The sequence below is a fragment of the Cyanobium sp. LEGE 06113 genome, assembly GCF_015207615.1.
Genome location: NZ_JADEWM010000011.1, coordinates 1 through 19,388, shown reverse-complemented (window position 1 = coordinate 19,388; position 19,388 = coordinate 1). Strand labels below are relative to the sequence as shown.

Annotated in this window: 18 protein-coding genes, 2 tRNA genes, 1 rRNA gene and 2 pseudogenes; 14 read left to right on the top strand and 9 right to left on the bottom strand. The window is 69.0% G+C overall.

Annotated elements, in window-relative coordinates; translation table 11 throughout:
- Window positions 1–132: 132 nt before the first annotated feature.
- Window positions 133–1,671 carry a class I adenylate-forming enzyme family protein gene (locus IQ220_RS14400; RefSeq protein ID WP_193916039.1) on the bottom strand — a complete coding sequence of 513 codons (1,539 nt, stop codon included), beginning with the start codon at window positions 1,669–1,671 and terminating at the stop codon, window positions 133–135.
- 103 nt (window positions 1,672–1,774) lie between these two features.
- Here IQ220_RS14400 and IQ220_RS14395 point away from each other — a divergent pair, with 103 nt between their 5' ends.
- From IQ220_RS14395 to IQ220_RS14385, 3 genes and pseudogenes are all read left to right on the top strand, one after another.
- Complete coding sequence (locus IQ220_RS14395; RefSeq protein WP_193916036.1) at window positions 1,775–1,948, top strand: hypothetical protein; 174 nt, start codon at window positions 1,775–1,777, stop codon at window positions 1,946–1,948.
- Window positions 1,949–2,085: 137 nt separating this feature from the next.
- A complete protein-coding gene (locus IQ220_RS14390) occupies window positions 2,086–2,298 on the top strand; it encodes a hypothetical protein (protein WP_193916033.1) in 213 nt (70 codons plus the stop codon).
- Between the two features lie 121 nt (window positions 2,299–2,419).
- Window positions 2,420–3,935 (top strand): annotated as a pseudogene (locus IQ220_RS14385) (glycosyl hydrolase family 57).
- Here IQ220_RS14385 and IQ220_RS14380 read toward each other — a convergent pair.
- On the bottom strand, window positions 3,932–4,117 hold the full coding sequence (locus tag IQ220_RS14380; protein WP_193916102.1) for a hypothetical protein: 186 nt from the start codon (window positions 4,115–4,117) through the stop codon (window positions 3,932–3,934). The pseudogene IQ220_RS14385 and the gene IQ220_RS14380 sit on opposite strands and share 4 nt — an antisense overlap.
- A gap of 416 nt (window positions 4,118–4,533) precedes the next feature.
- Here IQ220_RS14380 and IQ220_RS14375 point away from each other — a divergent pair, with 416 nt between their 5' ends.
- Complete coding sequence (locus IQ220_RS14375) at window positions 4,534–5,751, top strand: S8 family serine peptidase (RefSeq protein WP_193916030.1); 1,218 nt, start codon at window positions 4,534–4,536, stop codon at window positions 5,749–5,751.
- Here IQ220_RS14375 and IQ220_RS14370 read toward each other — a convergent pair.
- Window positions 5,748–6,419: an SDR family oxidoreductase gene (locus IQ220_RS14370; protein ID WP_193916027.1), complete on the bottom strand. Its 672-nt coding sequence runs from the start codon at window positions 6,417–6,419 to the stop codon at window positions 5,748–5,750. The two genes, IQ220_RS14375 and IQ220_RS14370, sit on opposite strands and share 4 nt — an antisense overlap.
- A 171-nt stretch (window positions 6,420–6,590) precedes the next feature.
- Here IQ220_RS14370 and IQ220_RS14365 point away from each other — a divergent pair, with 171 nt between their 5' ends.
- On the top strand, window positions 6,591–7,430 hold the full coding sequence (locus IQ220_RS14365) for an MOSC domain-containing protein (RefSeq protein WP_193916024.1): 840 nt from the start codon (window positions 6,591–6,593) through the stop codon (window positions 7,428–7,430).
- A 20-nt stretch (window positions 7,431–7,450) separates the two neighbouring features.
- Here IQ220_RS14365 and IQ220_RS14360 read toward each other — a convergent pair whose 3' ends face one another.
- From IQ220_RS14360 to aroQ, 3 genes are all read right to left on the bottom strand, one after another.
- A complete protein-coding gene (locus tag IQ220_RS14360) occupies window positions 7,451–8,146 on the bottom strand; it encodes a putative 2OG-Fe(II) oxygenase (RefSeq protein WP_193916094.1) in 696 nt (231 codons plus the stop codon).
- A gap of 79 nt (window positions 8,147–8,225) precedes the next feature.
- On the bottom strand, window positions 8,226–8,843 hold the full coding sequence (locus IQ220_RS14355; RefSeq protein ID WP_193916021.1) for a tRNA-(ms[2]io[6]A)-hydroxylase: 618 nt from the start codon (window positions 8,841–8,843) through the stop codon (window positions 8,226–8,228).
- Window positions 8,840–9,280 (bottom strand): type II 3-dehydroquinate dehydratase, encoded by a 441-nt coding sequence (gene aroQ, locus IQ220_RS14350; RefSeq protein WP_193916018.1) that lies wholly within the window; start codon window positions 9,278–9,280, stop codon window positions 8,840–8,842. Before aroQ ends, IQ220_RS14355 begins: the two co-directional genes overlap by 4 nt.
- A gap of 54 nt (window positions 9,281–9,334) precedes the next feature.
- On the opposite strand from aroQ, the gene IQ220_RS14345 reads away from it, so the two are divergent.
- From IQ220_RS14345 to IQ220_RS16240, 5 genes are all read left to right on the top strand, one after another.
- Window positions 9,335–9,416, top strand: a tRNA-Tyr gene (locus IQ220_RS14345).
- 10 nt (window positions 9,417–9,426) lie between these two features.
- Window positions 9,427–9,498 (top strand) — tRNA-Thr (locus tag IQ220_RS14340).
- Window positions 9,499–9,577: 79 nt separating this feature from the next.
- Window positions 9,578–10,258, top strand: a complete 681-nt coding sequence (locus tag IQ220_RS14335; RefSeq protein ID WP_193916016.1) for a class I SAM-dependent methyltransferase — start codon at window positions 9,578–9,580, stop codon at window positions 10,256–10,258.
- Window positions 10,259–10,383: 125 nt separating this feature from the next.
- Window positions 10,384–11,733: an aldehyde dehydrogenase family protein gene (locus tag IQ220_RS14330; RefSeq protein WP_193916092.1), complete on the top strand. Its 1,350-nt coding sequence runs from the start codon at window positions 10,384–10,386 to the stop codon at window positions 11,731–11,733.
- Window positions 11,734–11,804: 71 nt separating this feature from the next.
- Window positions 11,805–13,508: a LysM domain-containing protein gene (locus IQ220_RS16240; protein WP_193916013.1), complete on the top strand. Its 1,704-nt coding sequence runs from the start codon at window positions 11,805–11,807 to the stop codon at window positions 13,506–13,508.
- A gap of 3 nt (window positions 13,509–13,511) precedes the next feature.
- Here the strand turns inward: IQ220_RS16240 and IQ220_RS14320 are convergent, their stop codons facing one another.
- On the bottom strand, window positions 13,512–15,086 hold the full coding sequence (locus IQ220_RS14320; protein WP_370566505.1) for an ATP-dependent DNA helicase RecQ: 1,575 nt from the start codon (window positions 15,084–15,086) through the stop codon (window positions 13,512–13,514).
- 99 nt (window positions 15,087–15,185) lie between these two features.
- Window positions 15,186–16,226, bottom strand: coding sequence for a hypothetical protein (locus tag IQ220_RS14315; protein WP_193916010.1), 1,041 nt, complete (start codon window positions 16,224–16,226; stop codon window positions 15,186–15,188).
- Between the two features lie 141 nt (window positions 16,227–16,367).
- Here IQ220_RS14315 and IQ220_RS14310 point away from each other — a divergent pair, with 141 nt between their 5' ends.
- The 4 genes and pseudogenes from IQ220_RS14310 (at window position 16,368) to mtnC (ending at window position 19,032) form a co-directional block, all read left to right on the top strand.
- The gene (locus IQ220_RS14310) at window positions 16,368–16,577 is read left to right on the top strand and encodes a photosystem I reaction center subunit IV (RefSeq protein ID WP_186697210.1); all 210 of its coding nucleotides are present in this window, start codon (window positions 16,368–16,370) and stop codon (window positions 16,575–16,577) included.
- An 80-nt stretch (window positions 16,578–16,657) separates the two neighbouring features.
- Window positions 16,658–17,502 (top strand): annotated as a pseudogene (locus IQ220_RS14305) (DNA-formamidopyrimidine glycosylase).
- Between the two features lie 127 nt (window positions 17,503–17,629).
- A complete protein-coding gene (gene mtnB / locus IQ220_RS14300; RefSeq protein WP_193916008.1) occupies window positions 17,630–18,241 on the top strand; it encodes a methylthioribulose 1-phosphate dehydratase in 612 nt (203 codons plus the stop codon).
- A gap of 68 nt (window positions 18,242–18,309) precedes the next feature.
- Window positions 18,310–19,032 (top strand): acireductone synthase, encoded by a 723-nt coding sequence (mtnC, locus tag IQ220_RS14295; RefSeq protein ID WP_370566504.1) that lies wholly within the window; start codon window positions 18,310–18,312, stop codon window positions 19,030–19,032.
- 122 nt (window positions 19,033–19,154) lie between these two features.
- Here mtnC and rrf read toward each other — a convergent pair.
- Window positions 19,155–19,270 (bottom strand): 5S ribosomal RNA (gene rrf, locus IQ220_RS14290).
- Between the last annotated feature and the right edge of the window lie 118 nt (window positions 19,271–19,388).

Below are 19,388 nucleotides of genomic sequence, written 5' to 3'. Positions count from 1 at the left end.
ACAGCAGCTCCCTGAGTGCAGAAATGGCATCGCCTCAACATCCACCAAAACACAGACTCTTTCTGAACGCAGATGCTTTCTGGACCGAGATGCTGCCTGAGTGGAAGGTCCACCTGGCCATGGCCGCGCCTTTCACCTCGTATCGCCCTGGGCCAGCTGGCCCAGGGCGATACGGTCGATCTTGCCCACCGGATTCAGCGGCAACGCCGGCAGGAAACAGATCTCTTCAGGGGCCTTGTAGCCCACCCGTTGCCGGGCGAAAGCGATCAGCTCGGCTGCCGCCGGGGCCGGCTGACCTGGCCTGAGCGCCACGTAGGCCCGCACGTTCTCGCCATGGAGCGGATCACGGATGCCGACTACTCCCGCCAACGCCACCGCCGGGTGCTCGGCCAGGGCCTCCTCCACGTCCTGGGGGCAGATGTTGGAGCCGTCGTGCACGATGATCTGTTTGCGCCGGCCGCAGAACCAGAGGTTGGCGTCGCCGTCAAGGCGCATCTCATCGCCGCTGTCGAGCCAGCCGTCCTGAATGCTGTCGGCCGTGGCGGCGGGATTGGCCCAGTAGCCCGTCATCACGGACGGGGCCCGCAGCCACAGCCGGCCGGCCTCACCCCGCTCCACCTCCTGGCCCTCGGGGTTGCGGATCGAGCCGCTCAGCCCCGGCGAGAGCGGGCCCACCGAGCCGATCCGGCCGTCCTGCGAGGGCGGCGCCAGGGTGGCGTAGGCGCACTCGGTGAGGCCGTAGCTCTCGTGGATGCAGAAGCCGGTGGAGGCCTGGAACTCCTGCTGCAGCTGGTGGGGCACCTTGTCGCCGCCGCTGATGCACAGCCGCACCGAGGCCAGATCCTGACGCTGTAGCCCCCCATCGCGCACCAGGCCAAACAGTGGGGCGGGCAGCATCAGCAACACCTCCGGCCGGTGGCGGCGCAGCAGGGTTTCAACGCTGGGGCTGTCGATGGCGTTGGCGATCACGGCCCCCGCCCCCGCCCCCAGGGCACCGAGGCAGAGGGCCGAGGCGGCCACATGGGCCAGGGAGCAGCCCGCCAGCACCTGCTCCCCCGGCCGCAACTCCAGGGCCTGCGCCAGCGACGCCAGCAGCGCCCCGAGGCTGGCGCGGCTGTGGGTCACGCCCTTCGGTTTGGCGGTGCTGCCGGAGGTGAAATAGATCACGCAGGGGGCATCACCTGGCAGCACCGGCCAGGGGGCATCGCTGCCGGGACAGCGTTCGAGCAGCGCCTCGAAACCGCACGGGTCGTCGAACTCAATGGTGCCCAGCGGCAGTCCGCCCGCCAGGGCGCTGGCCGCCACATCCGCCTGCCGCTCGCGGTGGAACACCAGGGCCGCCGCGCCGCTCACCGCCAGGGCATGGTCGATCTCGGCCGGCACGTAGCGGTAGTTGAGCGGGGTGAGCACCAGGCCACTGCGTAGCCCGGCCAGGTAGTGCACCACCAGTTCCACGCCGTTGGGCACCAGCGAGGCCAGCCGGTCGCCGGGCCCCAGGCCCAGGGCCCGGTAGGCCCGCGCCAGCTGCTCTGTGGCGCGCTCCAGCTCGGCCCAGCTCAGGCTGCGGCGCAGATCCCGCAGCGCCAGCTCCTGAGGAGCCCGCGCCAGCCCGAGCGCCAGGGGGCTGTCGATGGGGTCCGGCCGTGTCACCGCGGGGCCGTGGAAGGGCATGGACTCGGCCCGGCGGGGGAGTGGCTGAGGGCTGGCCCTGGGCCGGCCCTCAGGGGGGTTTCTAGGCTGGCATTCAACTGAGCCTTCCAGAGAGTTCCTGCCGATGCCTCTGCTGCCGCGCTGGCGCTACATGACCGATGAGGCCAAGGCCCTCACCAGGAGAACGGCGGTATCGGCCCTGGTGGTGCTGGCGGTGCTGCTGGTGTTCAGAGCCCTGCTGCCCTGGGTGCTGGTGGCTGTGGCTGCCTGGTGGCTCTGGAAGGCGTTCAGCCGATAGGGCCGCGCTCAAGGTGCAGCAGTCGCCTGGCAGAACGAATCAACATGGCAGATTCGTGGCCTGAAACTGAGCCTAAACAGTGAAGAACCAGCTGCCCAATCAAAACGTGCTGCTCATTGGGCTCAAGCCCGAGCTGGGTGGACTTCTCCCAGTGGCCAGGCTTCAGCGCCGAAAAACTGAACGCTGGCTTCAAGGACGTTATCAATCAGCTTCAGATGCTCAGGTTCACTCCTGAATGGTGCTTGACAGACCTTGGCGAGATAGCAGCAGACATGGTGAAGGGAAAACTCATCAATCGCTCCTACGTGGTGGTCGCTGTCGGCGCCGAGCTTAGCCAAACCTTGCCTTGAGGCATGGTCTTGTTGGTTCCCACGCCTCTGCACTCCTGGGCCGTCACCTCCCATCAGACTGAGCCTGCAAGACCCGCTCAACGCCCGCGTTGGCCTGGTGAATCAGCCCGACACCACAGCCATGACCAGCCCATCCCTACCGCCGATCGCGGGACGAGAAGCCGAGATCCTCGGCCTGGTGCAGCAACGCGGCCCCGCTGTTCGATCTCCCCAGGAGCGCAGCCTGGAGCAGATCCGCTCCGGTTTTGCCTGTGCCCTCCACATGCACCAACCCACGATTCCAGCCGGCGTTGATGGTGCACTCATCTCCCATCTCCAGTACATGCTGGAGCATCCGGGGGAAGGCGATAACCACAACGCAGAGCCCTTTGCCCAGTGCTATAGGCGCCTCGCTGAGATCATCCCCCAGCTGATTCAAGAAGGCTGCAATCCCCGGATCATGCTGGATTACTCCGGCAACCTGCTCTGGGGCTTTGAGCAGATGGGCCGCCGCGACATCCTCGAGGCCCTAGAACGCCTCAGCTGTGATCCCGGCCTGCAGCCCCACGTGGAATGGCTCGGCAGCTTCTGGAGCCATGCCGTTGCCCCGTCCACGCCGATTCCCGACCTCAAGCTCCAGATCCTGGCCTGGCAACAGCATTTTGAAACCCTGTTTGGCGCTGAGGCCCTGCAGCGGGTGAAGGGGTTTTCACTGCCGGAGATGCATCTCCCCAACCATCCCGACAGCCTCTACGAACTGGTGAAGGCCCTGCGGGAGTGCGGCTATGAGTGGCTGCTGGTTCAGGAGCACAGCGTGGAAAACCTGGACGGCTCCAGCCTCAGCCACGGCCAGAAGTACGGTCCCAATCAGCTGGTGGCATGCAACTCCTCTGGCGCTGCGCTGTCCATCACGGTTCTGATCAAAACCCAGGGCTCCGATACCAAGCTGGTGGGCCAGATGCAGCCCTGTTATGAAGCTCTTGGCCAAGAGCCCCTGCAGCTGGCGGGAACCACAATTCCCGCCTGGTGTCTCAGATTGCCGATGGCGAAAATGGTGGCGTGATGATGAACGAGTTCCCCTCCGCCTTCATCCAGGCGCACCACAGGATTGCCGCCCAGAGCAGAGAATCGGGCCCCGGCCCGGCCACGGTGGCCATCAACGGCAGCGACTACCTCGAACGACTTGCTGCGGCCGGAGTCAGCTCTGCGGACTATCCCAGAGTTCAGGCGATCCATCACCACAAGCTGTGGCAGGTCGTGGACGAGCGCACGGCGGGCGGACCCCCCACCCCCGAGGCCACCGAAGCCGCCATCGCCGAGCTCCAGGTCAGCGACCCCGCGTTCTCGATGGCGGGAGCCTCCTGGACCAACGACCTCAGCTGGGTGGAGGCTACGCCAACGTGCTGGAGCCGATGCAGCGGCTCAGTGCCCGCTTTCACCAGGTGTTCGATCCCCTGGTGGACAACGATCCCTCAGTGACCACCAGCGCGACCTACCAGAACGCCCTGCTGCATCTGCTGCTGCTGGAAACCAGCTGCTTCCGCTACTGGGGCCAGGGAACCTGGACCGACTACGCCCGCGAGATCCACAGGCGCGGTGAGGCCGCCATCGATGCCGCCGTCGCCCCTGGCGTCGTTCAACCACAAGCACCTGATTAGGAGGAAGGGGCCAGGGGCGGCCGGGGACTGCCTCCGCCGCCCGGTGCCGTGGCTGCCCCTGGGCTGTTCTCCTGCTTGTCCTTGCAGGTGGAGCACAGCAGCCGCCCTTTCTGCTCCCGATAGAGCCGCACCGACCGCTCGATCTGAACGCCGCAGCCCGCACAGGAGAACAGGGGACTCATCGGCGGCTCCAGGGTCATCCTGACTACCGGAGCCGGGGTCCAGCTGCAGTGTCATGCAGCACCGAAGGGGTGGAGACCGGGGTAGATCCCCCTGAAACAGATGTCCTTTAAATCCCGCTGAGACAGATGATCTGATCCAGGAAGCATGAACTCATTCAGCTCCACTAGATCCCCTTGAAGCAAGTCTCCCGATTACGATCTGAACAACTTCACTGAGAGCACCGTTGCGGCATGGAGACCGCAGGCGGCCTGCGGGTGCCCTCGTAAAGAGTTGTTCGAGTGGTTACTGTCTTGGTCCAGCAGCCCTCCTGTGGGTGGCACAAAACGGCCCTGGCCAAGGCGTTTTGCGTCAGTTGACGGAATCCAGCTGGCATGCCTGGATGCCATCAGTGATGCAACCTTGGCGGAATAGCTTCATGAGTACGTCACAACACTTTATTCTGCTTCGGGATCTCAATCAAGGGCGCCGTTTCACCGGCCTGTCCAGCCCTTCCCTGCCCTACCCGGGCGTGCGCAGTTTTGGCCTCGAACCGGCCGCCGACCTGCCCCCGGAACCCGCGATCAGCCTGGAGACGCTCAGCCCCGCGGACCTGCGCGACGCCGCCCGTGACCCCGACGTGCTCGGCGTGGCCCGCTCCATGCCCACGCGCCTGATCTCCCCCAGACCATCGGATGCCCCCGGTGCACCCGCGGCCGCGGCCACGGGCCCCACCTGGGGCGTACGGGCCGTGGGGGCTGACCGCAGCAGCTTCGACGGCTCAGGGGTGAGCGTGGCCATCCTCGATACGGGCATCGACCGCAACCACCCCGCCTTTGCGGGAATGGCGATCACTGAGCTGGATTTCAGCGGCGACGGCGATGGCGATGTCAACGGCCACGGCACCCACTGCGCCGGCACAGTGTTTGGCCGCGACGTGGACAGCCAGCGCATCGGTGTGGCCCGGGGCGTGAGCACGGCGCTGATCGGCAAGGTGCTGGGCGATCAGGGCGGCGGCGGTTCCGAGATGCTGTTCAACGGCATGGAGTGGGCCATCCGCAACAACGCCCAGGTGCTGTCGATGTCGCTCGGCTTTGATTTCCCCGGCCTGGCGGCCAACCTGATCAGCCAGGGCTGGCCCGAGGCCCTGGCCACCAGCGCGGCCCTGGAGGGCTACCGCATGAACCTGCGCATGTTCGATCGTCTGCTGGCCATGCTGGAAGCCCGCGCCGCCTTCAACGGCGGCACCGTGGTGGTGGCGGCCAGCGGCAACGAGTCCAGGCGGCCGCAGTTCGAGCTCTCGGCGTCGGTGCCGGCCGCGGCCCTGGGGGTGCTGTCGGTGGGCGCCCTCGGGGAGGGGCCAAGCGGCTTCACGGTGGCCTCGTTCTCGAACACCAACCCGGTGCTGGCCGCTCCGGGGGTGAATGTGGTGTCCGCCGCCACGGGCGGGGGGCTCACCGCCCTCAATGGCACGAGCATGGCGGCGCCCCACGTGGCCGGCGTGGCGGCCCTGTGGTGGCAGGCGATCCGCGAGCGCGGCGTGCCGGTGAACGCCGGTGCGGTGCAGGCCCGCCTGCGGGCCATGGCCAGCCTCGATGGCCTCGCCCCGGATCAGGACGTGCTCGACCGCGGCGACGGCATGGTGCAGGCCCCCTAGGAATCACCAGGCAGCACGCTGCCGTTGGCATGCCAGAAGCTGCCCGAATTCTCCAGGCTGAGTGCGTCGATGCGCTGCAGCAGGCCCTGCACCGCCTCCTCGGCGCTGATGCCCTGGCTGGTGAAGCCCGTCATGCGAGTGCTCACCAGGCCTGGGTGCAGGATCGCCACGGCGATGCCACGCGGCCGCAGGTCGTGGGCCAGCGACTTGCCCGCCATGCCCAGCGCCACCTTCGACATCCGGTAGCCGTAGGAACCGCCGGAACTGTTGTCGGCGATCGAGCCCATGCGGCTGCTCATCAGCGCCAGCTTCGACCCCTGGTGCAGCTGGCTGAGCAGGGCCTGGGTGAGCCGCAGCGGCGCCACGGCATTGAGCTCGAACTGGCGTCGCAGGCTGGCGGGATCGAGGCGCTCCAGGCTGGTCCGCTCCAGCACACCGGCGTTGAGGATCACCACATCGAGGGGCAGGCCCTCCAGCCGCCGCACCAGATCCGCCACCGCCTCCTCGACCGTGAGGTCCACCCCCGCCTCGATGCGCACGCCCAGCTGCTCCAGCTCCGGTGAGGCCGTGCGGCACACCGCGATCACGCGGTCGCCGCGGGCCTGCAGCTGGCGGCAGTAGGCCATGCCGATGCCGCGGTTGGCGCCGGTGATCAGACAGGTGGCCATGGCGGAACCCCGGGGGCGGGTGGAGGGAGACCGCCGCACCCTCTCACCTCCCCTCGCCCCAGCCAAGACCTCCCCGCTCTGCTTGGGCCCCGGCCACCGCTGGCAGTGCCGGGTGAACGGTTCATGCCGGCATCGGGGGGTTCAATGGAGCCCCACAGCCCCTGCGCAGCGATGGCCGAACGCCTGGTGGGCCACGTGGAGGCGCTGTGGCGCTATCCGCTCAAATCGATGCAGGGCGAGCGCCCGGTGCAGGTGGACGTGACCGCCGGCGGCATCTGCGGTGACCGGGCCTATGCCCTCTGGGACCATGCCACCCAGCGGGTGGCCAGCGCCAAGAACCCCCTGATCTGGCAGGCCCTGCTGGGTTATCGCGCCCGCTATGGCTCACCACCCCAGCCGAATGAGCCCCTGCCGGCGCTGGCGATTGCCCCGGAACTGCCAAGCGATGGCGCCTCAGCGGCCGCACCCCTCCTCAGCAGCGATCCCGGCGTCGATGCCGCCCTCTCCCAGCTGTTGGGGCGGCAGGTGAGCCTGCTGCACCAGGCCCCGGCGGGCGCCAGCCTCGACCAGTACTGGCCCGATGTGCCCGAGCGGGATTTTCAGAACGTGGTGAACGAACTGCCATTGCCGGAGGGCACGTTCTTCGATGCCTGCCCCATCCATGCCCTCACCACCGCCACCCTGGAGCGGCTGCGGCAGCTGGAACCCCAGCTCGATTTCGCCGTGGAGCGCTTTCGCCCCAACCTGCTGATCCGCCCCTGTGGACAGGGCGAGGGGTTCGTGGAGCAGGACTGGATCGGCGCTGATCTGCGCCTGGGCCGCGGGGCCCTGCTGCGGGTGGATGGCGGCTGCCCCCGCTGCGTGGTCACCACCCTGGCCCAGGGCGGCCTGCCCCAGGAGCTCGAGATCCTGCGGGCCACGGCTCGCCACAACAAGGTGGTGGCCGGGGTTCGCCTCTCGGTGCTGGAGCCGGGGGCCGTGGCCGTGGGGGATCCGGTGCTTCTCAGCTGAGGGAGGCGTCAGCGGCAGCCTCAGCGAAAGCCCCCCGGCTTACGGCGGCTGGTGGACAGGGAGACATTGCCCACCGGGGCCGGCGCCGCCTTGGCCTGGGGCGACACGGCCACCACGTTGAAGGCGAGGGAGAGGCGATCCCCCTCGCCCCGGAAGGGGGCCACGGAGTGCGGTTGCCAGGCGGGGAACACGTAGAAATCGCCCGGCACCGGCACCACGTAGTGGGCCATGCCGGTGCGGAAGCTCTGGATGTGCCAGTCCTCCGGGCCGTAGAAGCAGAGCTGGCCGTCGAAGCGCTCCGCCGTGATCTGGGGGGGCACCTCCAGAAACACCACACCCGAGAAGGTGCCGCCGTGGGTGTGGGTGGGGTTGTAATCGCCGGCCCGCTGCACGTTCAGCCACACATCCACCAGCTGCAGCTGGTAGCGCCCCCGCGCCCAGGGGCCGTGGGCTTCGGGCGGCTGCTGGTCCACCACATGGCGGATCCAGCGCTCACAGGCCGGCAGCAGCACCTGGGCACAGAGCTCCACCACCGGCGGATACTGGGGCCCCAGCTCCCGCTGCAGGGCCAGCTGGCCGGCCAGCTTCACCGAGGCATCCGGGGCCACGCCAGGCTCGGCCCGCACGCTGTGGGCCAGCTGCTGCAGGTCCGACAGCAGCGGGCCGGGCAACTCACCCTTGAGCAGGTGGCGGGGGAAGAGGCTCAACACCTCCATGCGGGGTTCCATGGCGCTGCAGGACATCCCGCAGAACTCTTGCAGATGCCCGCACTGTTGGACGGCACAGCCGATGGGATCAGCTGTGCATGCGCGGCTCGGGGTGCAGCTCCGCCAGCAGCGAGGCCTCCAGGCTGGCCAGCTGCTCCAGCCGCGCCACCAGCTGCGGGCGCGGCCAGCGCTGCTCCGCCAGCACCCAGTAGAGGCCGAAGTGGCGGGCCTCGCTGGCCAGAAGCGCGGCGTAGAGGGCCCGCAGCTCGGGTTCCGGACTGTGGGCGGCCAGCAGGGCCATGCGCTCGTGGCTGCGGGCCTCGATCAGGCCGGCCACCAGCAGGGAATCCAGCAGCCGCTGCGGCTCCTGGCGCTGCACCGCCTTGGCCAGCCCGGCCCCGTAGGGCGGCGGCGCCAGGGGCCGCAGGGCCCCACCGCGCCGCTGCAGCAGGGCCACCACCTGCTCGAAGTGCTCCAGCTCCTCCCGGGCCAGGGGGCTGAGCGCCAGGGCCAGGGCTGCGTCGCTGGGGTAACGGAACATCAGCTGCAGGGCCACCCCGGCGGCCTTGCGCTCGCAGTGCGCATGGTCGATCAACACCAGATCGGGGTGGGCGATTGCCTGGACGAGCCAGGCGTACTGGCTGGGGGCCGCCAGCCAGCGGATACGCGCCGCGGCCGCGGGGTTCGGGGTTGAGATCTGCGTCATGGACGGGCCCGCAGGTGGGCCACCAGGCCCTCCAGTCCCAACAGGTAACTGCCGGCGCCGAAGCCGCAGATCACCCCCACGGCCCTGTCGGCCAGATGGGAGTGGTGGCGGAAGGGCTCGCGGGCGTGGATGTTGCTGAGGTGCACCTCCACATAGGGGATCGCCACGGCCAGCAGGGCATCCCGCAGGGCGATGGAAGTGTGGGTGTAGGCGGCGGCGTTGATCACGATGCCGTCCACGGCGCCGCGGCCCTGCTGGATCCGGTCCACCAGGGCGCCCTCGTGGTTGCTCTGGACGCAGTCGATGCTCACGCCCAGGGCCGTGGCGCGCTGGTGCAGATCGGCATTGATCTGCTCCAGGCTGGCGCTGCCGTAGAGCCCCGGTTCCCTGCTGCCCAGCAGGTTCAGGTTGGGTCCATGGAGGACAAGGAAGTGCATGGAGAACGGCCGGTGGCCGGCTTAGTCGGCTGGTAAGTTCTTGCGGTGTGGTTCGGGTCGGTGCCCGAGTGGTTAATGGGGGCGGACTGTAAATCCGCTGGCTCTGCCTACGTTGGTTCAAATCCAACCCGGCCCATCCTCCACATGCCCTTGTAGCTCAGTGGTAGAGCACTCCCTTGGTAAGGGAGAGGTCACGAGTTCAAATCTCGTCAAGGGCTCTTCTCCCCGGTGGCACCCCGGGGCAACCACACTGCCCCGGCTGGAGCCGGCACACTGCGGCCTCACGCTTCTGACGCCATGGCCCAGCCCAACAGCTCTCCGGCCGAGCCGGTGCTGGTGCTGAGTGAGGCGGAGCGCTTCAAGCTCGACGGCAGCGACGACGCCCTGTTCTATGCCGAGCCGCGCCTGGTGCATCACCTCGATGCCGGTTTCCGGCAGCGGCTCAGCGCCCTCTACCGCGAACGGATCCCCCCCTGCGCCACGGTGCTGGATCTGATGAGCAGCTGGGTGAGCCACCTGCCCGAAGACATCCAGTACGACACGGTGATCGGCCACGGCCTCAACGCCAGGGAGCTGGAGGCCAACCCCCGTCTCAACCGCCACTGGGTGCAGAACCTCAACAGCAGCCAGCGCCTGCCACTGGAGGACGCCAGCGTCGACGCGGCCCTGATCGTGGCCGGCTGGCAGTACCTGCAGCAGCCGGAGGCCGTGGCGGCTGAGCTGCTGCGGGTGGTGCGTCCCCACGGGCAGCTGATCGTGGCCTTCTCGAACCGGATGTTCTTTCAGAAGGCGCCCCAGATCTGGACCGACGGCGGCGACCGCGACCACCTCGCCTATGTGGCCAGGGTGCTGCTGGCCCAGGGCTGGGGCCAACCGGAGCTGGTGGCCGAGGCCACCCGGGCGCCGGGGCCGCTCGGCTGGGTGGGCGGCCATGGCGATCCGTTCTTCGCCGTGATCAGCGCCCGCCCCGGGGGCTGAGCGGGGAGGGCCACGCTGCGCCGGGGGCATCCGTGAGACTGAAGCCACGCCTTGCCCTCGATGCCGTGACCGTGGAGAGCCCCCCAGCGCCTGCCGGCGCCCTGCTCAGCGTGGCGGTGGCCGCCATGCGCGACCCGGTGAGCCGGGGCCTCACCCAGCCGCTCGCCTGGCGGCTGGAGCAGCTGCAGCGCCTGGAGACGCTGCTCGACGAGCACGCCGAGGCCATCGCTGCGGCCCTGGCCGCCGATCTGGGCAAGCCGCCCGTGGAGGCCCACTTCGAGCTGGTGGCCGTGCGCCAGGAGCTGTGCCACAGCCGCCGCCAGCTGCGTCGCTGGATGGCTCCGCGCCGGGTGGCCCTGGATGTGGCCCTCAAGCCCGGTCGGGCCTGGGTGCAGCCCGAGCCCCTCGGCTGCGTGCTGATCATCGGACCCTGGAACTATCCGGCCCAGCTCTGCCTGCATCCGCTCGTGAGCGCCCTTGCCGCCGGCAACACGGCGGTGATCAAACCCTCCGAGCACGCTCCCCACACCGCTGAGCTGCTGGCTCGGGCCGTGGCCGCCTCCTTTCCCCAGGAGGTGGTGCAGGTGGTGAGCGGCGACGGCGCTGTGGCGGCGGCCCTGCTGGAAGAGCGCTTCGATCACATCCTGTTCACCGGCGGCGGCCGCGTGGGGCGGCTGGTGATGGCGGCAGCGGCTCGCCATCTCACCCCGGTGACGCTGGAGCTGGGCGGCAAGAGTCCGGCGATCGTGCTCGACGACGCCGATCTGGCCGTGAGCGGCCGGCGGCTGGCCTGGGGCAAGAGCCTCAACGCCGGCCAGACCTGCATCGCCCCCGACCACCTGCTGGTGGCCGCATCCGTGCGGGAGCCCCTGGTGCAGGCGATCGCCGCCGAGCTCACCAGCTTCTACGGCCCCGATCCCCTCGCCTCCCCCGACCTGGGCACGATCGTGAACCAGGCCCAGTACGAACGCCTGGAGGCCCTGCTGGAGGGGGCCCGCAGCCGCGGCCAGATCCTCCACGGCGGGGCCTGCGACCCCAGCCGCCGCAAGATCGCCCCCACCCTGGTGGCCGTGGCGGATGGCGACGACCCCCTCATGCAGGAGGAGCTGTTCGGACCGCTGCTGCCCGTGCTCAGCGTGGCCAACCTCGAGGAGGCCCTGGCCCAGGTGCGCTCACGGCCCAAACCCCTCGCCCTCTATCTCTTCAGCCGCTCGGAGGCGGCCCGCCAGCAGGTGCTGGCCGGCACCAGCTCCGGCTCGGTGTGTTTCAACGACGTGGTGATGCAGGCCGGGGCCACAGCCCTTCCCTTTGGAGGCGTCGGCGAGAGCGGCCTGGGCCGCTACCACGGCAAGGCCGGCTTCGACACCTTCTCCCACCAGCGCAGTGTGCTGAGCCGCCCCTTCTGGCTCGATCTGCCCGTGCGCTACCCGCCCTACGCCGGCAAGCTGGCGCTGGTGAAACGGCTGCTGGGCTGATCCAGCTGGGCCTGGGGGGCTGGACGAGGCGATCAGAGCCCTTACCTTGACGCCAGCTCTGCGTAGCGTCGATGCAACGTGCCCTTGCAGCCCTGGCCCTGGCGTTGGCGTCGCCGCTGCCCCTGCTCCTGGCTGGCCCCGCCCACGCCCAGGTGGTGGTCCGCTCCGGCGAAACCCTCTCTGAACTGGCCGAGCGCCACGGCGTGAGCCTCTCGGGGTTGATGCAGGCCAACGGAATCAGCAACCCCGACCACGTGATGGTGGGCCAGACCCTGGTGATCCCCGGTTCCGGCCGCAGCGCGCCGCGGGCCTCCGGCAGTCGGGGCGGCAGGGTGACCGTGCAGCCCGGGGACACCCTCTCCGAAATCGCCGCCCGTGAAGGGGTGGGCCTGACGGCGCTGATGCAGGCCAACGGCCTCGGCAATGCCGACCACGTGATGGTGGGCGAGCAGCTGCTGATCCCGGGCGGGGGGCGCAGCAGCGCCGCCGCTGCCGCCGGCGCGTCCCGCAAGAGCACCCCCACGGCGCCCTACACGGTGAAGGGCGGCGAAACCCTCTCCGACATCGCCGCTCACTTCGGCACCAGCACTGAGCGGCTGATCCAGATCAACGGGATCAGTGACCCCGACCACGTCATGGCCGGCTCGCGGCTGCAGATCCCCGTCCGCCCCGGCGCCCGCCCTGCCGCGAAGAGCTCCAGCTCCGCGAAGGCCTCCGCCACGGCGAAGGAGCACGTGGTGAGCCCAGGCGAGAGCCTGGGCGACATCGCCAGCCGCTACGGCACATCGGTGGCCCGTCTCAGCGCCCTCAACGGGCTTGACAACCCGGATCTGGTGTTAGCCGGCACGCGTCTCAAGCTGGTGGGCACCCCCCCCGCCAAGACCGCGGCGGCACCCGCCGCCAAAGCGGCCGCCAAGCCCGCCGCCAAACCTGTTGCCCAGCCTGTCGCCAAGCCCATGGCGCAGCCAGAGCCCAGCCCCACGCCAGATCAGACTGCGGCGGCGCAGGAGCCCGCCAGCACCAGCTCGCCCACAAGCACCTCCTCTGAAGCGTCCACAGAAGAACCTGCCGCCGCTCCAGCCACCCAGCAGCCCCTGATTCAGGCCAGCGGTGCCCTGGCGCCCCGCGCCGAGACCGCAACCGATGGCCTGGCCCCAAGGGCCAGCGTGGCTCCCGCAGCCACAGCCCTCCAAGCGACGACCCCCGCAGCCATGCCGGTCGCAGCCACCGCAGTCGCAGCAACCGCGGCCACGGCCACGGCAGCCACGGCCACGGCAGCCGCGGCAAGCCAAGCCGACGCGGCAGTCAGCAGCGCCCGTGCCACCACCAGCTCACTGCCCACCAGCAGCCGCCTTGCCCTGGCCACCGCCGGGGTGGGCAGTGTGAGCCAGGTTACCGCCGCCCCAGCCAAGGCAGCCAGCGCCGCGGCGACCAGCTCCACCATCGCCGCCCGGGCGGTCAGCAGCACGACCACCAGGCCCGCCGGCACCAGCAGCACCTCAGGCACCTCAGCCAGCCCAGCCAGTGATGAGACCCACGACTGGCGCAGCTACGGGCCCCTGCAGGTGGACTGGGCTAATTGGAAGCCCATGGGCGGCAGCTACGTGGCCCCCACCCTCAACAGCGAAGGAGCCCCCCTCTACCTTGCGATCAACTGCGGCGCTCGCAAGGTGAATGCCACCAGCCAGTCGGGCCAGTGGAACACCTGGGAAGACCCCACCGACGACCACGAGCAGAAGCTGGTGACCGATCTCTGCAAGACCAAGGGGGGCTGACGCTCAGGCCGCCCAGGGCAGCGGCCAGGGCTGGCGCAGGTAGTGCCGACCCGTGGGTTGCAGATAGAGGCGCTGGGCCCCGTCATCGCTCTCGCTGAGCAGCTCCTCCTGCACCAGACGCCGCGCCAGCCAGGCCCAGCGCTCCTCTGCCTGAAGCTCCTCTGCCTGAAGCTCCTCTGCCTGAAGCTCCCCTGCGTCCCCGGCGCCAGCTCCGGCCAGATCGGCCGCCAGGTTGCGCAGGTCGCGGCCGTCCCGGGGCAGCAGCGCCTCCAGCAGCGCGGTGGCCTGGGGAGCCCAGTCCTGACGCTGGTCCTGGCGCTGGCAGCGGTCGCAACGGCCACAGGGTGCCACCACCTCGCCCACGGCCAGCAGCAGGGCCTGTTCGCGGCACCCCTCGCCCTCCGCCACGGCCTCCATGCGGCGCAGCTGCCGCTGGGCCAGCTCCACCCGGCCCTGGTGGCGCGCGTCAGCCAGCCTGGCCGCAGCGGCTCCAGCCCCCCGGATCGCCCAGCCCAGAGAGGTGCGATCCCCCGGGTCGAACAGCACCAGGCAGTGGGCCGGCAGGCCGTCACGGCCCGCCCGGCCTGACTCCTGCAGATAGCCCTCCGCACTGGCGGGCAGATCGAGGTGCAGCACCAGCCCCACGTCGGGGCGATCCACGCCCATCCCGAAGGCCACGGTGGCCACCAGCACGGGGGTCGGCTGCCGCTGAAAGTGCTCCAGGGCCAGCTGGCGGCTCTCCGCGTCCAGCCCGGCGTGGTAGGCGATGGCCTCGCGGCCGCTGGCTGTGAGCCGGCTGGCCCACTGCTCCACCGAGCGGCGGGTGCGGGCATAGATCAGCACGGCGCCATGGCTGCGCTCCAGGGCCTCCAGCACCGCCGGCAGCGGATCGGCCGGCCGTCGCCGCATGGTGTAGGTGAGGTTGGCGCGGCGGGCGGAGCGCACCTGCACCAGGGGCTTGCGCAGTTGCAGCAGGCGGATGATGTCGGCGCGCACCCGCGGCGCCGCCGTGGCGCTCAGGGCCACCAGCGGCACCCCCGGGCACAGGGACCGCAACTGGCCGAGGCGGCGGTAGTCGGGGCGGAAGTCGTGCCCCCAGGCGCTGATGCAATGGGCCTCGTCCACGGCCAGGGCCACCAGCCGGCCCGTGTCGAGCACCTCCTCCAGCAGGCGGCGCGTGGCCTCCCCCTGCAGCCGCTCCGGGGCCAGGTAGAGCAGTCGCAGCCGACCCTCCCGCAGGCTCCTGTGCAGGCCCAGGCGCTCCGCAGGCCCCAGGCCGCTGTGCAGACAGGCCGCCGCGATGCCATGGCGCTGCAGCTGCATCACCTGGTCCTGCATCAGGGCCACCAGGGGGGAGATCACCAGCACCAGCCCCTCGCGCACGAGGGCGGGCAGCTGAAAGCAGAGCGACTTGCCACCCCCCGTGGGCAGCACCGCCAGGCAGTCCTGCCCGGCCAGCAGGGCCTCCACCACCGGTCGCTGGCCCGGACGGAAGGCCTCCCAACCGAAATGGCGACGCAGCGCGTCGGCCAGCCGATCCGCTCTGGGATTCAGGGGAGTGGCCGGCGCTGACGACACCGGGGCAGGCGAAGCCAACGAGGCAGCGTCCGGACCGGAAGGCACCAAGATCACCACAGCTAGCGCAGAGCGACCCTAGACGGCTCCAGATCTGGTGGATCAGGGCAACGGCGGGGCAGGGAGCTGCTCCGGGCTCTCTTCCACCAGCTGCAGCCGCAGCCGCTTGCCGCCGGCCAGCTCCCCCAGAGACACGCGCAGCACGTTGCCGCTGAGTGACTGCAGGGCGGTGAGCAGGTCGCGCAGGTGGGGCGTGCTGCTGCCGCTCTCCACCCAGAGCCTCTCCTGCAATCCGCCCAGCCGCCGCCAGCTGGTGTGCAGCTTCAGGGCGGCCGCCTCCAGGGCCTGGGCCTGACCCACCGCATCGGCCAGCAGGCCCAGGGCGTCGAGGCGCTGGGCTTCCTGCAGGGCCTTCTCGAACTGCAGGTCTCCCTGCTGAAACGCCCGCACTGCCAGGGCCGCCTCCGCCGCCTTGGAGAGCCAGCGGGCGGTGCTGGTCACGTCGCGGATGCGCTCGAGCTCGGGCTCTTCCCGCAGTACCCGGCGCAGGTCGTCCTGCTGCTCCTCCGGCAACTTGGCCAGCTCCTTCACCAGGGGCGCCACCACCCGGGGCGGCAGCAGGTTCTCGGCGGTGCGCTGGCGGATCTCCTCGGGCAGCAGGGGGCTGGTGGCGGCGGTGAACTCGTCGCTGAGGCGCCGCACCTGCTTGCGGGTGATCTGCTGGCCCTCGTTGGCGGCCTCCGAGATCATCAGCTGCACCTCCGGATCAGCCTGGGCCGTCTCCAGGAAGGCCCGCTTCGAGAAGTTGTTCACGCTCTCCTCTTCCAGCAGGCCCTCACCCACCAGGTCCTGGGCCGATTCGGCCAGCTGGATCAAGGTGTAGGCGCGGGTCTTGCTGATCTCCCGCTCCCGCAGCCACTGCAGAAAACCGGTGCCGCGGCCCTCGCCGCCACGCTTTTCGCGATCCCGCACCGCCCGCAGGATCCGCCCCCGCCAGATCTCCGTCTGCAGGTCGAAGCGGTCGCACACGGCCCAGGCCTCCTCGAGGCGGGCCAGGAACTCCATGGTGCTGATCGTGTCGCTGTCCGGATCGGGCAGCTCCAGGGAGAGAACGGGCGGGGCGGAGAGCTCCGTGGGCGCCATGGGCCGGTGCCGGCAGCAGTGCCGCCGATGCTCCCACGGGTGCGGTTCGGGCAAGGGCGACGAAACGTGACGCCACCGCCAACCGCCCCTGGCGGGCCGGGTATCTTCCCCTACGACAGCCTCCGAATCCACAGCGCAGCGATGGCTATTTCCCGCGGCGACAAAGTGCGCATCAAGCGCCCCGAGTCCTACTGGTTCAACGAAGTCGGCACCGTCGCCTCGGTCGACACCTCCGGGATCCGCTACCCGGTGGTGGTTCGCTTCGACAAGGTGAACTACACCGGCTACAGCGGCTCCGAGGGCGGCATCAACACCAACAACTTCGCCGAAGCCGAACTGGACAAGGCCTGAGCCTCGGCTCAGGGCCCATTGCAGATCCCCCTGCCATGGCAGCGCAGGATGGCTGACGCCCAGCCCCGCTCAGCTTCGCCGTGCCGGAACTTCCAGAAGTTGAAACGGTGCGGCGGGGCCTGGAGCAACGCACCCGGGGCTTCACGATCCAGCGGGCTGCGGTGCTTCGGGCCAGGGCTGTGGCCAGCCCCAGCGATCCCGCCGCCTTCATCCAGGCCCTGCAGGGCTGCACGGTGGAGGCCTGGAGCCGCCGGGGCAAGTATCTGATGGCGAGCCTCAGCCGCCAGGGTCGTGATGCGGGCCATTGGGGCGTGCACCTGCGGATGACGGGGCAGTTTCTCTGGCTGGAGCAGTCGCGGGAGCCCTGCTCCCACACCAGGGTGCAGTTCTGGAATCCCGCTGGCCAGGAGCTGCGCTTCATCGACACCCGCAGCTTCGGCCAGATGTGGTGGGTGCCGCCCGAGCAGCCGCTTGAGGCCGTGATCACCGGCCTGCAGCGGCTGGGCCCCGAGCCCCTGGGCCCGGATTTCACGGCCACCTATCTGCGCCAGCGGCTGCGGGGCTCCAGCCGGCCAATCAAGAACGCCCTGCTGGATCAGGCCGTGGTGGCCGGTGTGGGCAACATCTACGCCGATGAAGGCCTGTTCGCCGCCGGGATCCGCCCCCACTCCCCCAGCGGCAGCCTCAGTCGCACCCGGCTGGAGGGCCTGCGCCAGGCCCTGGTGGAGGTGCTCAGCATCAGCATCGGCGCCGGCGGCACCACCTTCAGCGACTTCCGCGACCTCACGGGCACCAACGGCAACTACGGCGGCATGGCCTGGTGTATCGCCGCGGCGGCGAGCCCTGCCGGCGTTGCGGCCAACCGATCCAGCGTCAGAAGCTGGCGGGCCGCAGCAGCCACTGGTGCCCGAACTGCCAGTCATGACTGCCAGCCATGACAATGGAAACCGAGCAGCCCCTTAGCCCGAGCGCCCAGACCTTGACCAGTTCTCCTGCAAGCCGTGTCCAACCAGCCCAAGTCCGCTGAGCTAGCCAGCGCCCTCAGCAGGGCGATGACAGACATTCACCAACGCGGCTGGTGTGACGGCACAGGCGGCAACTTCAGCTGCGTGCTCAGCACCTCCCCCCTGACCCTGTTGATGGCGCCCAGCGGGGTGGATAAAGGAGCTGTAGCACCTGAGAGCTTGATCACTGTGGATGGTGACGGCCGCGTGCTGCAGGGCAACGGCAGGGCCAGTGCCGAAACGCGCCTGCACATGACGATCGTGGAGACCACCGGCGCCGGGGCGGTGCTGCACACCCACTCCCAGGCAGGCACGTTGCTGTCGCTGCAACATCGGCCCAGGGACGGCGGAGCCGGCTGTTTCAGCATCAGCGATCTGGAAATGATTAAGGGCCTCGAAGGCATGACCACCCACGCCACCACTGTGCAGTTGCCGGTGCTGGCCAACGACCAGGACATCAAGCGACTGAGTGCGCTGGCGCGGCCGCTGCTGAGAGACGCCCCCAAGGGTCTCCTGGTCGCTGGCCATGGTCTCTATGTGTGGGGCAAGGATCTGCAGCAGGCCCGCCGTCACCTGGAAATCCATGAATTCCTTCTGGAGCAGGCCTGGCGGCAGCTGTTGCTTCAGGCGCTGCTGGACTCGCCTGCAACCCAGTCCTGAAGACGTTGGCCTTGCCTCCCGTGAACCCCGTAGCGACCCAAAGCCCCAGCCCCGGTCCGATCGTGCAGGTGCGAGGCGTGAGCCACGTACTCCTGGACATCGAAGGCACGACCTGCCCGGTGAGCTATGTCACCGATCAGCTTTTCCCCTATGCGGAGCACCGCATGGCGGGCTACCTCGAAGATCATGGCGAGAGCAGCGTTGTTCAGGCACTCCTACGGGAGAGCCTGCAAGCCCTGGAGCAGGATCCCGATCCAGCTGCCGTAGCGCTGCGGGGGAAAAGCAACGCTTGCCCCCTTGAGTATCTGAAGCTCCTGATCCAACAAGACCGAAAACTCACCCCACTCAAGGAGCTCCAGGGACTGATCTGGGAAGCCGGATACAGCAGCGGCGAACTCCGCGCACCGTTGTACCCGGACGTGGCCCAGGCCATCAGGCGCTGGCTGGACCAGGCGCTCGTTCTGGCCGTGTATTCCTCCGGGTCGGTGAAGGCGCAGCAACTGCTCTATGGCCACAGCACCAGTGGTGATCTGAAGGCCTGCTTCCAGCATTGGTTTGACACCCGGATCGGAGCGAAACAGCAAGCCGACAGCTACCGGGCCATCGCTGAAACCATGAACGTGCCCCCCTGTCGCGTGCTCTTCATCAGCGATGCCCTGGCCGAGTGCGAAGCAGCCAAGGTGGCTGGCCTCCAGGCTTTATTCAGCTCTCGTCCAGGGAATCCGGCCCGTGCGTGCGGCAGCTTCCCGGTGGTCGACACCTACGACAACCTGGAGATCGTCTGCACCTAGAGCGGCCAGTCGCCACCATGCCGCAGCAACCAACAACCGATGGGCGCTACGGACAATCGGCACAAAAAAAGGCCACCCACAGGGTGACCTTTTGATCATCGGAGCAAAGCACAAAAAGTTTTACCTGGCATCGACCTATTTTCTCAGGGGCTTCCCCCCAACTATCGTCGGCGCTGCAGCGTTTCACAACCGAGTTCGAGATGGATCGGTGTGGTTCCACTGCGCCATGGACACCAGGATAGAAGACTCATGATGGAGTCTTCTGCTTCTTGTCTTGCTCTCAGGTTGAACCCTGAGAACTGCATAGGTTAGATCAGCTCCAGACAACCTTGATGGTCATCTCTTGCTCATCCTCT

Excerpts from the sequence above, each read along its gene's own strand:
- IQ220_RS14400 (WP_193916039.1), bottom strand. The coding sequence starts at position 1,671 with ATGCCCTTCCACGGCCCCGCGGTGACACGGCCGGACCCCATCGACAGC.
- IQ220_RS14395 (WP_193916036.1), top strand. The coding sequence starts at position 1,775 with ATGCCTCTGCTGCCGCGCTGGCGCTACATGACCGATGAGGCCAAGGCC.
- IQ220_RS14380 (WP_193916102.1), bottom strand. The coding sequence starts at position 4,117 with ATGAGTCCCCTGTTCTCCTGTGCGGGCTGCGGCGTTCAGATCGAGCGG.
- IQ220_RS14375 (WP_193916030.1), top strand. The coding sequence starts at position 4,534 with ATGAGTACGTCACAACACTTTATTCTGCTTCGGGATCTCAATCAAGGG.
- IQ220_RS14370 (WP_193916027.1), bottom strand. The coding sequence starts at position 6,419 with ATGGCCACCTGTCTGATCACCGGCGCCAACCGCGGCATCGGCATGGCC.
- IQ220_RS14365 (WP_193916024.1), top strand. The coding sequence starts at position 6,591 with ATGGCCGAACGCCTGGTGGGCCACGTGGAGGCGCTGTGGCGCTATCCG.
- IQ220_RS14360 (WP_193916094.1), bottom strand. The coding sequence starts at position 8,146 with ATGGAGGTGTTGAGCCTCTTCCCCCGCCACCTGCTCAAGGGTGAGTTG.
- IQ220_RS14355 (WP_193916021.1), bottom strand. The coding sequence starts at position 8,843 with ATGACGCAGATCTCAACCCCGAACCCCGCGGCCGCGGCGCGTATCCGC.
- aroQ (WP_193916018.1), bottom strand. The coding sequence starts at position 9,280 with ATGCACTTCCTTGTCCTCCATGGACCCAACCTGAACCTGCTGGGCAGC.
- IQ220_RS14335 (WP_193916016.1), top strand. The coding sequence starts at position 9,578 with ATGGCCCAGCCCAACAGCTCTCCGGCCGAGCCGGTGCTGGTGCTGAGT.
- IQ220_RS14330 (WP_193916092.1), top strand. The coding sequence starts at position 10,384 with ATGCGCGACCCGGTGAGCCGGGGCCTCACCCAGCCGCTCGCCTGGCGG.
- IQ220_RS16240 (WP_193916013.1), top strand. The coding sequence starts at position 11,805 with ATGCAACGTGCCCTTGCAGCCCTGGCCCTGGCGTTGGCGTCGCCGCTG.
- IQ220_RS14315 (WP_193916010.1), bottom strand. The coding sequence starts at position 16,226 with ATGGCGCCCACGGAGCTCTCCGCCCCGCCCGTTCTCTCCCTGGAGCTG.
- IQ220_RS14310 (WP_186697210.1), top strand. The coding sequence starts at position 16,368 with ATGGCTATTTCCCGCGGCGACAAAGTGCGCATCAAGCGCCCCGAGTCC.
- mtnB (WP_193916008.1), top strand. The coding sequence starts at position 17,630 with ATGACAGACATTCACCAACGCGGCTGGTGTGACGGCACAGGCGGCAAC.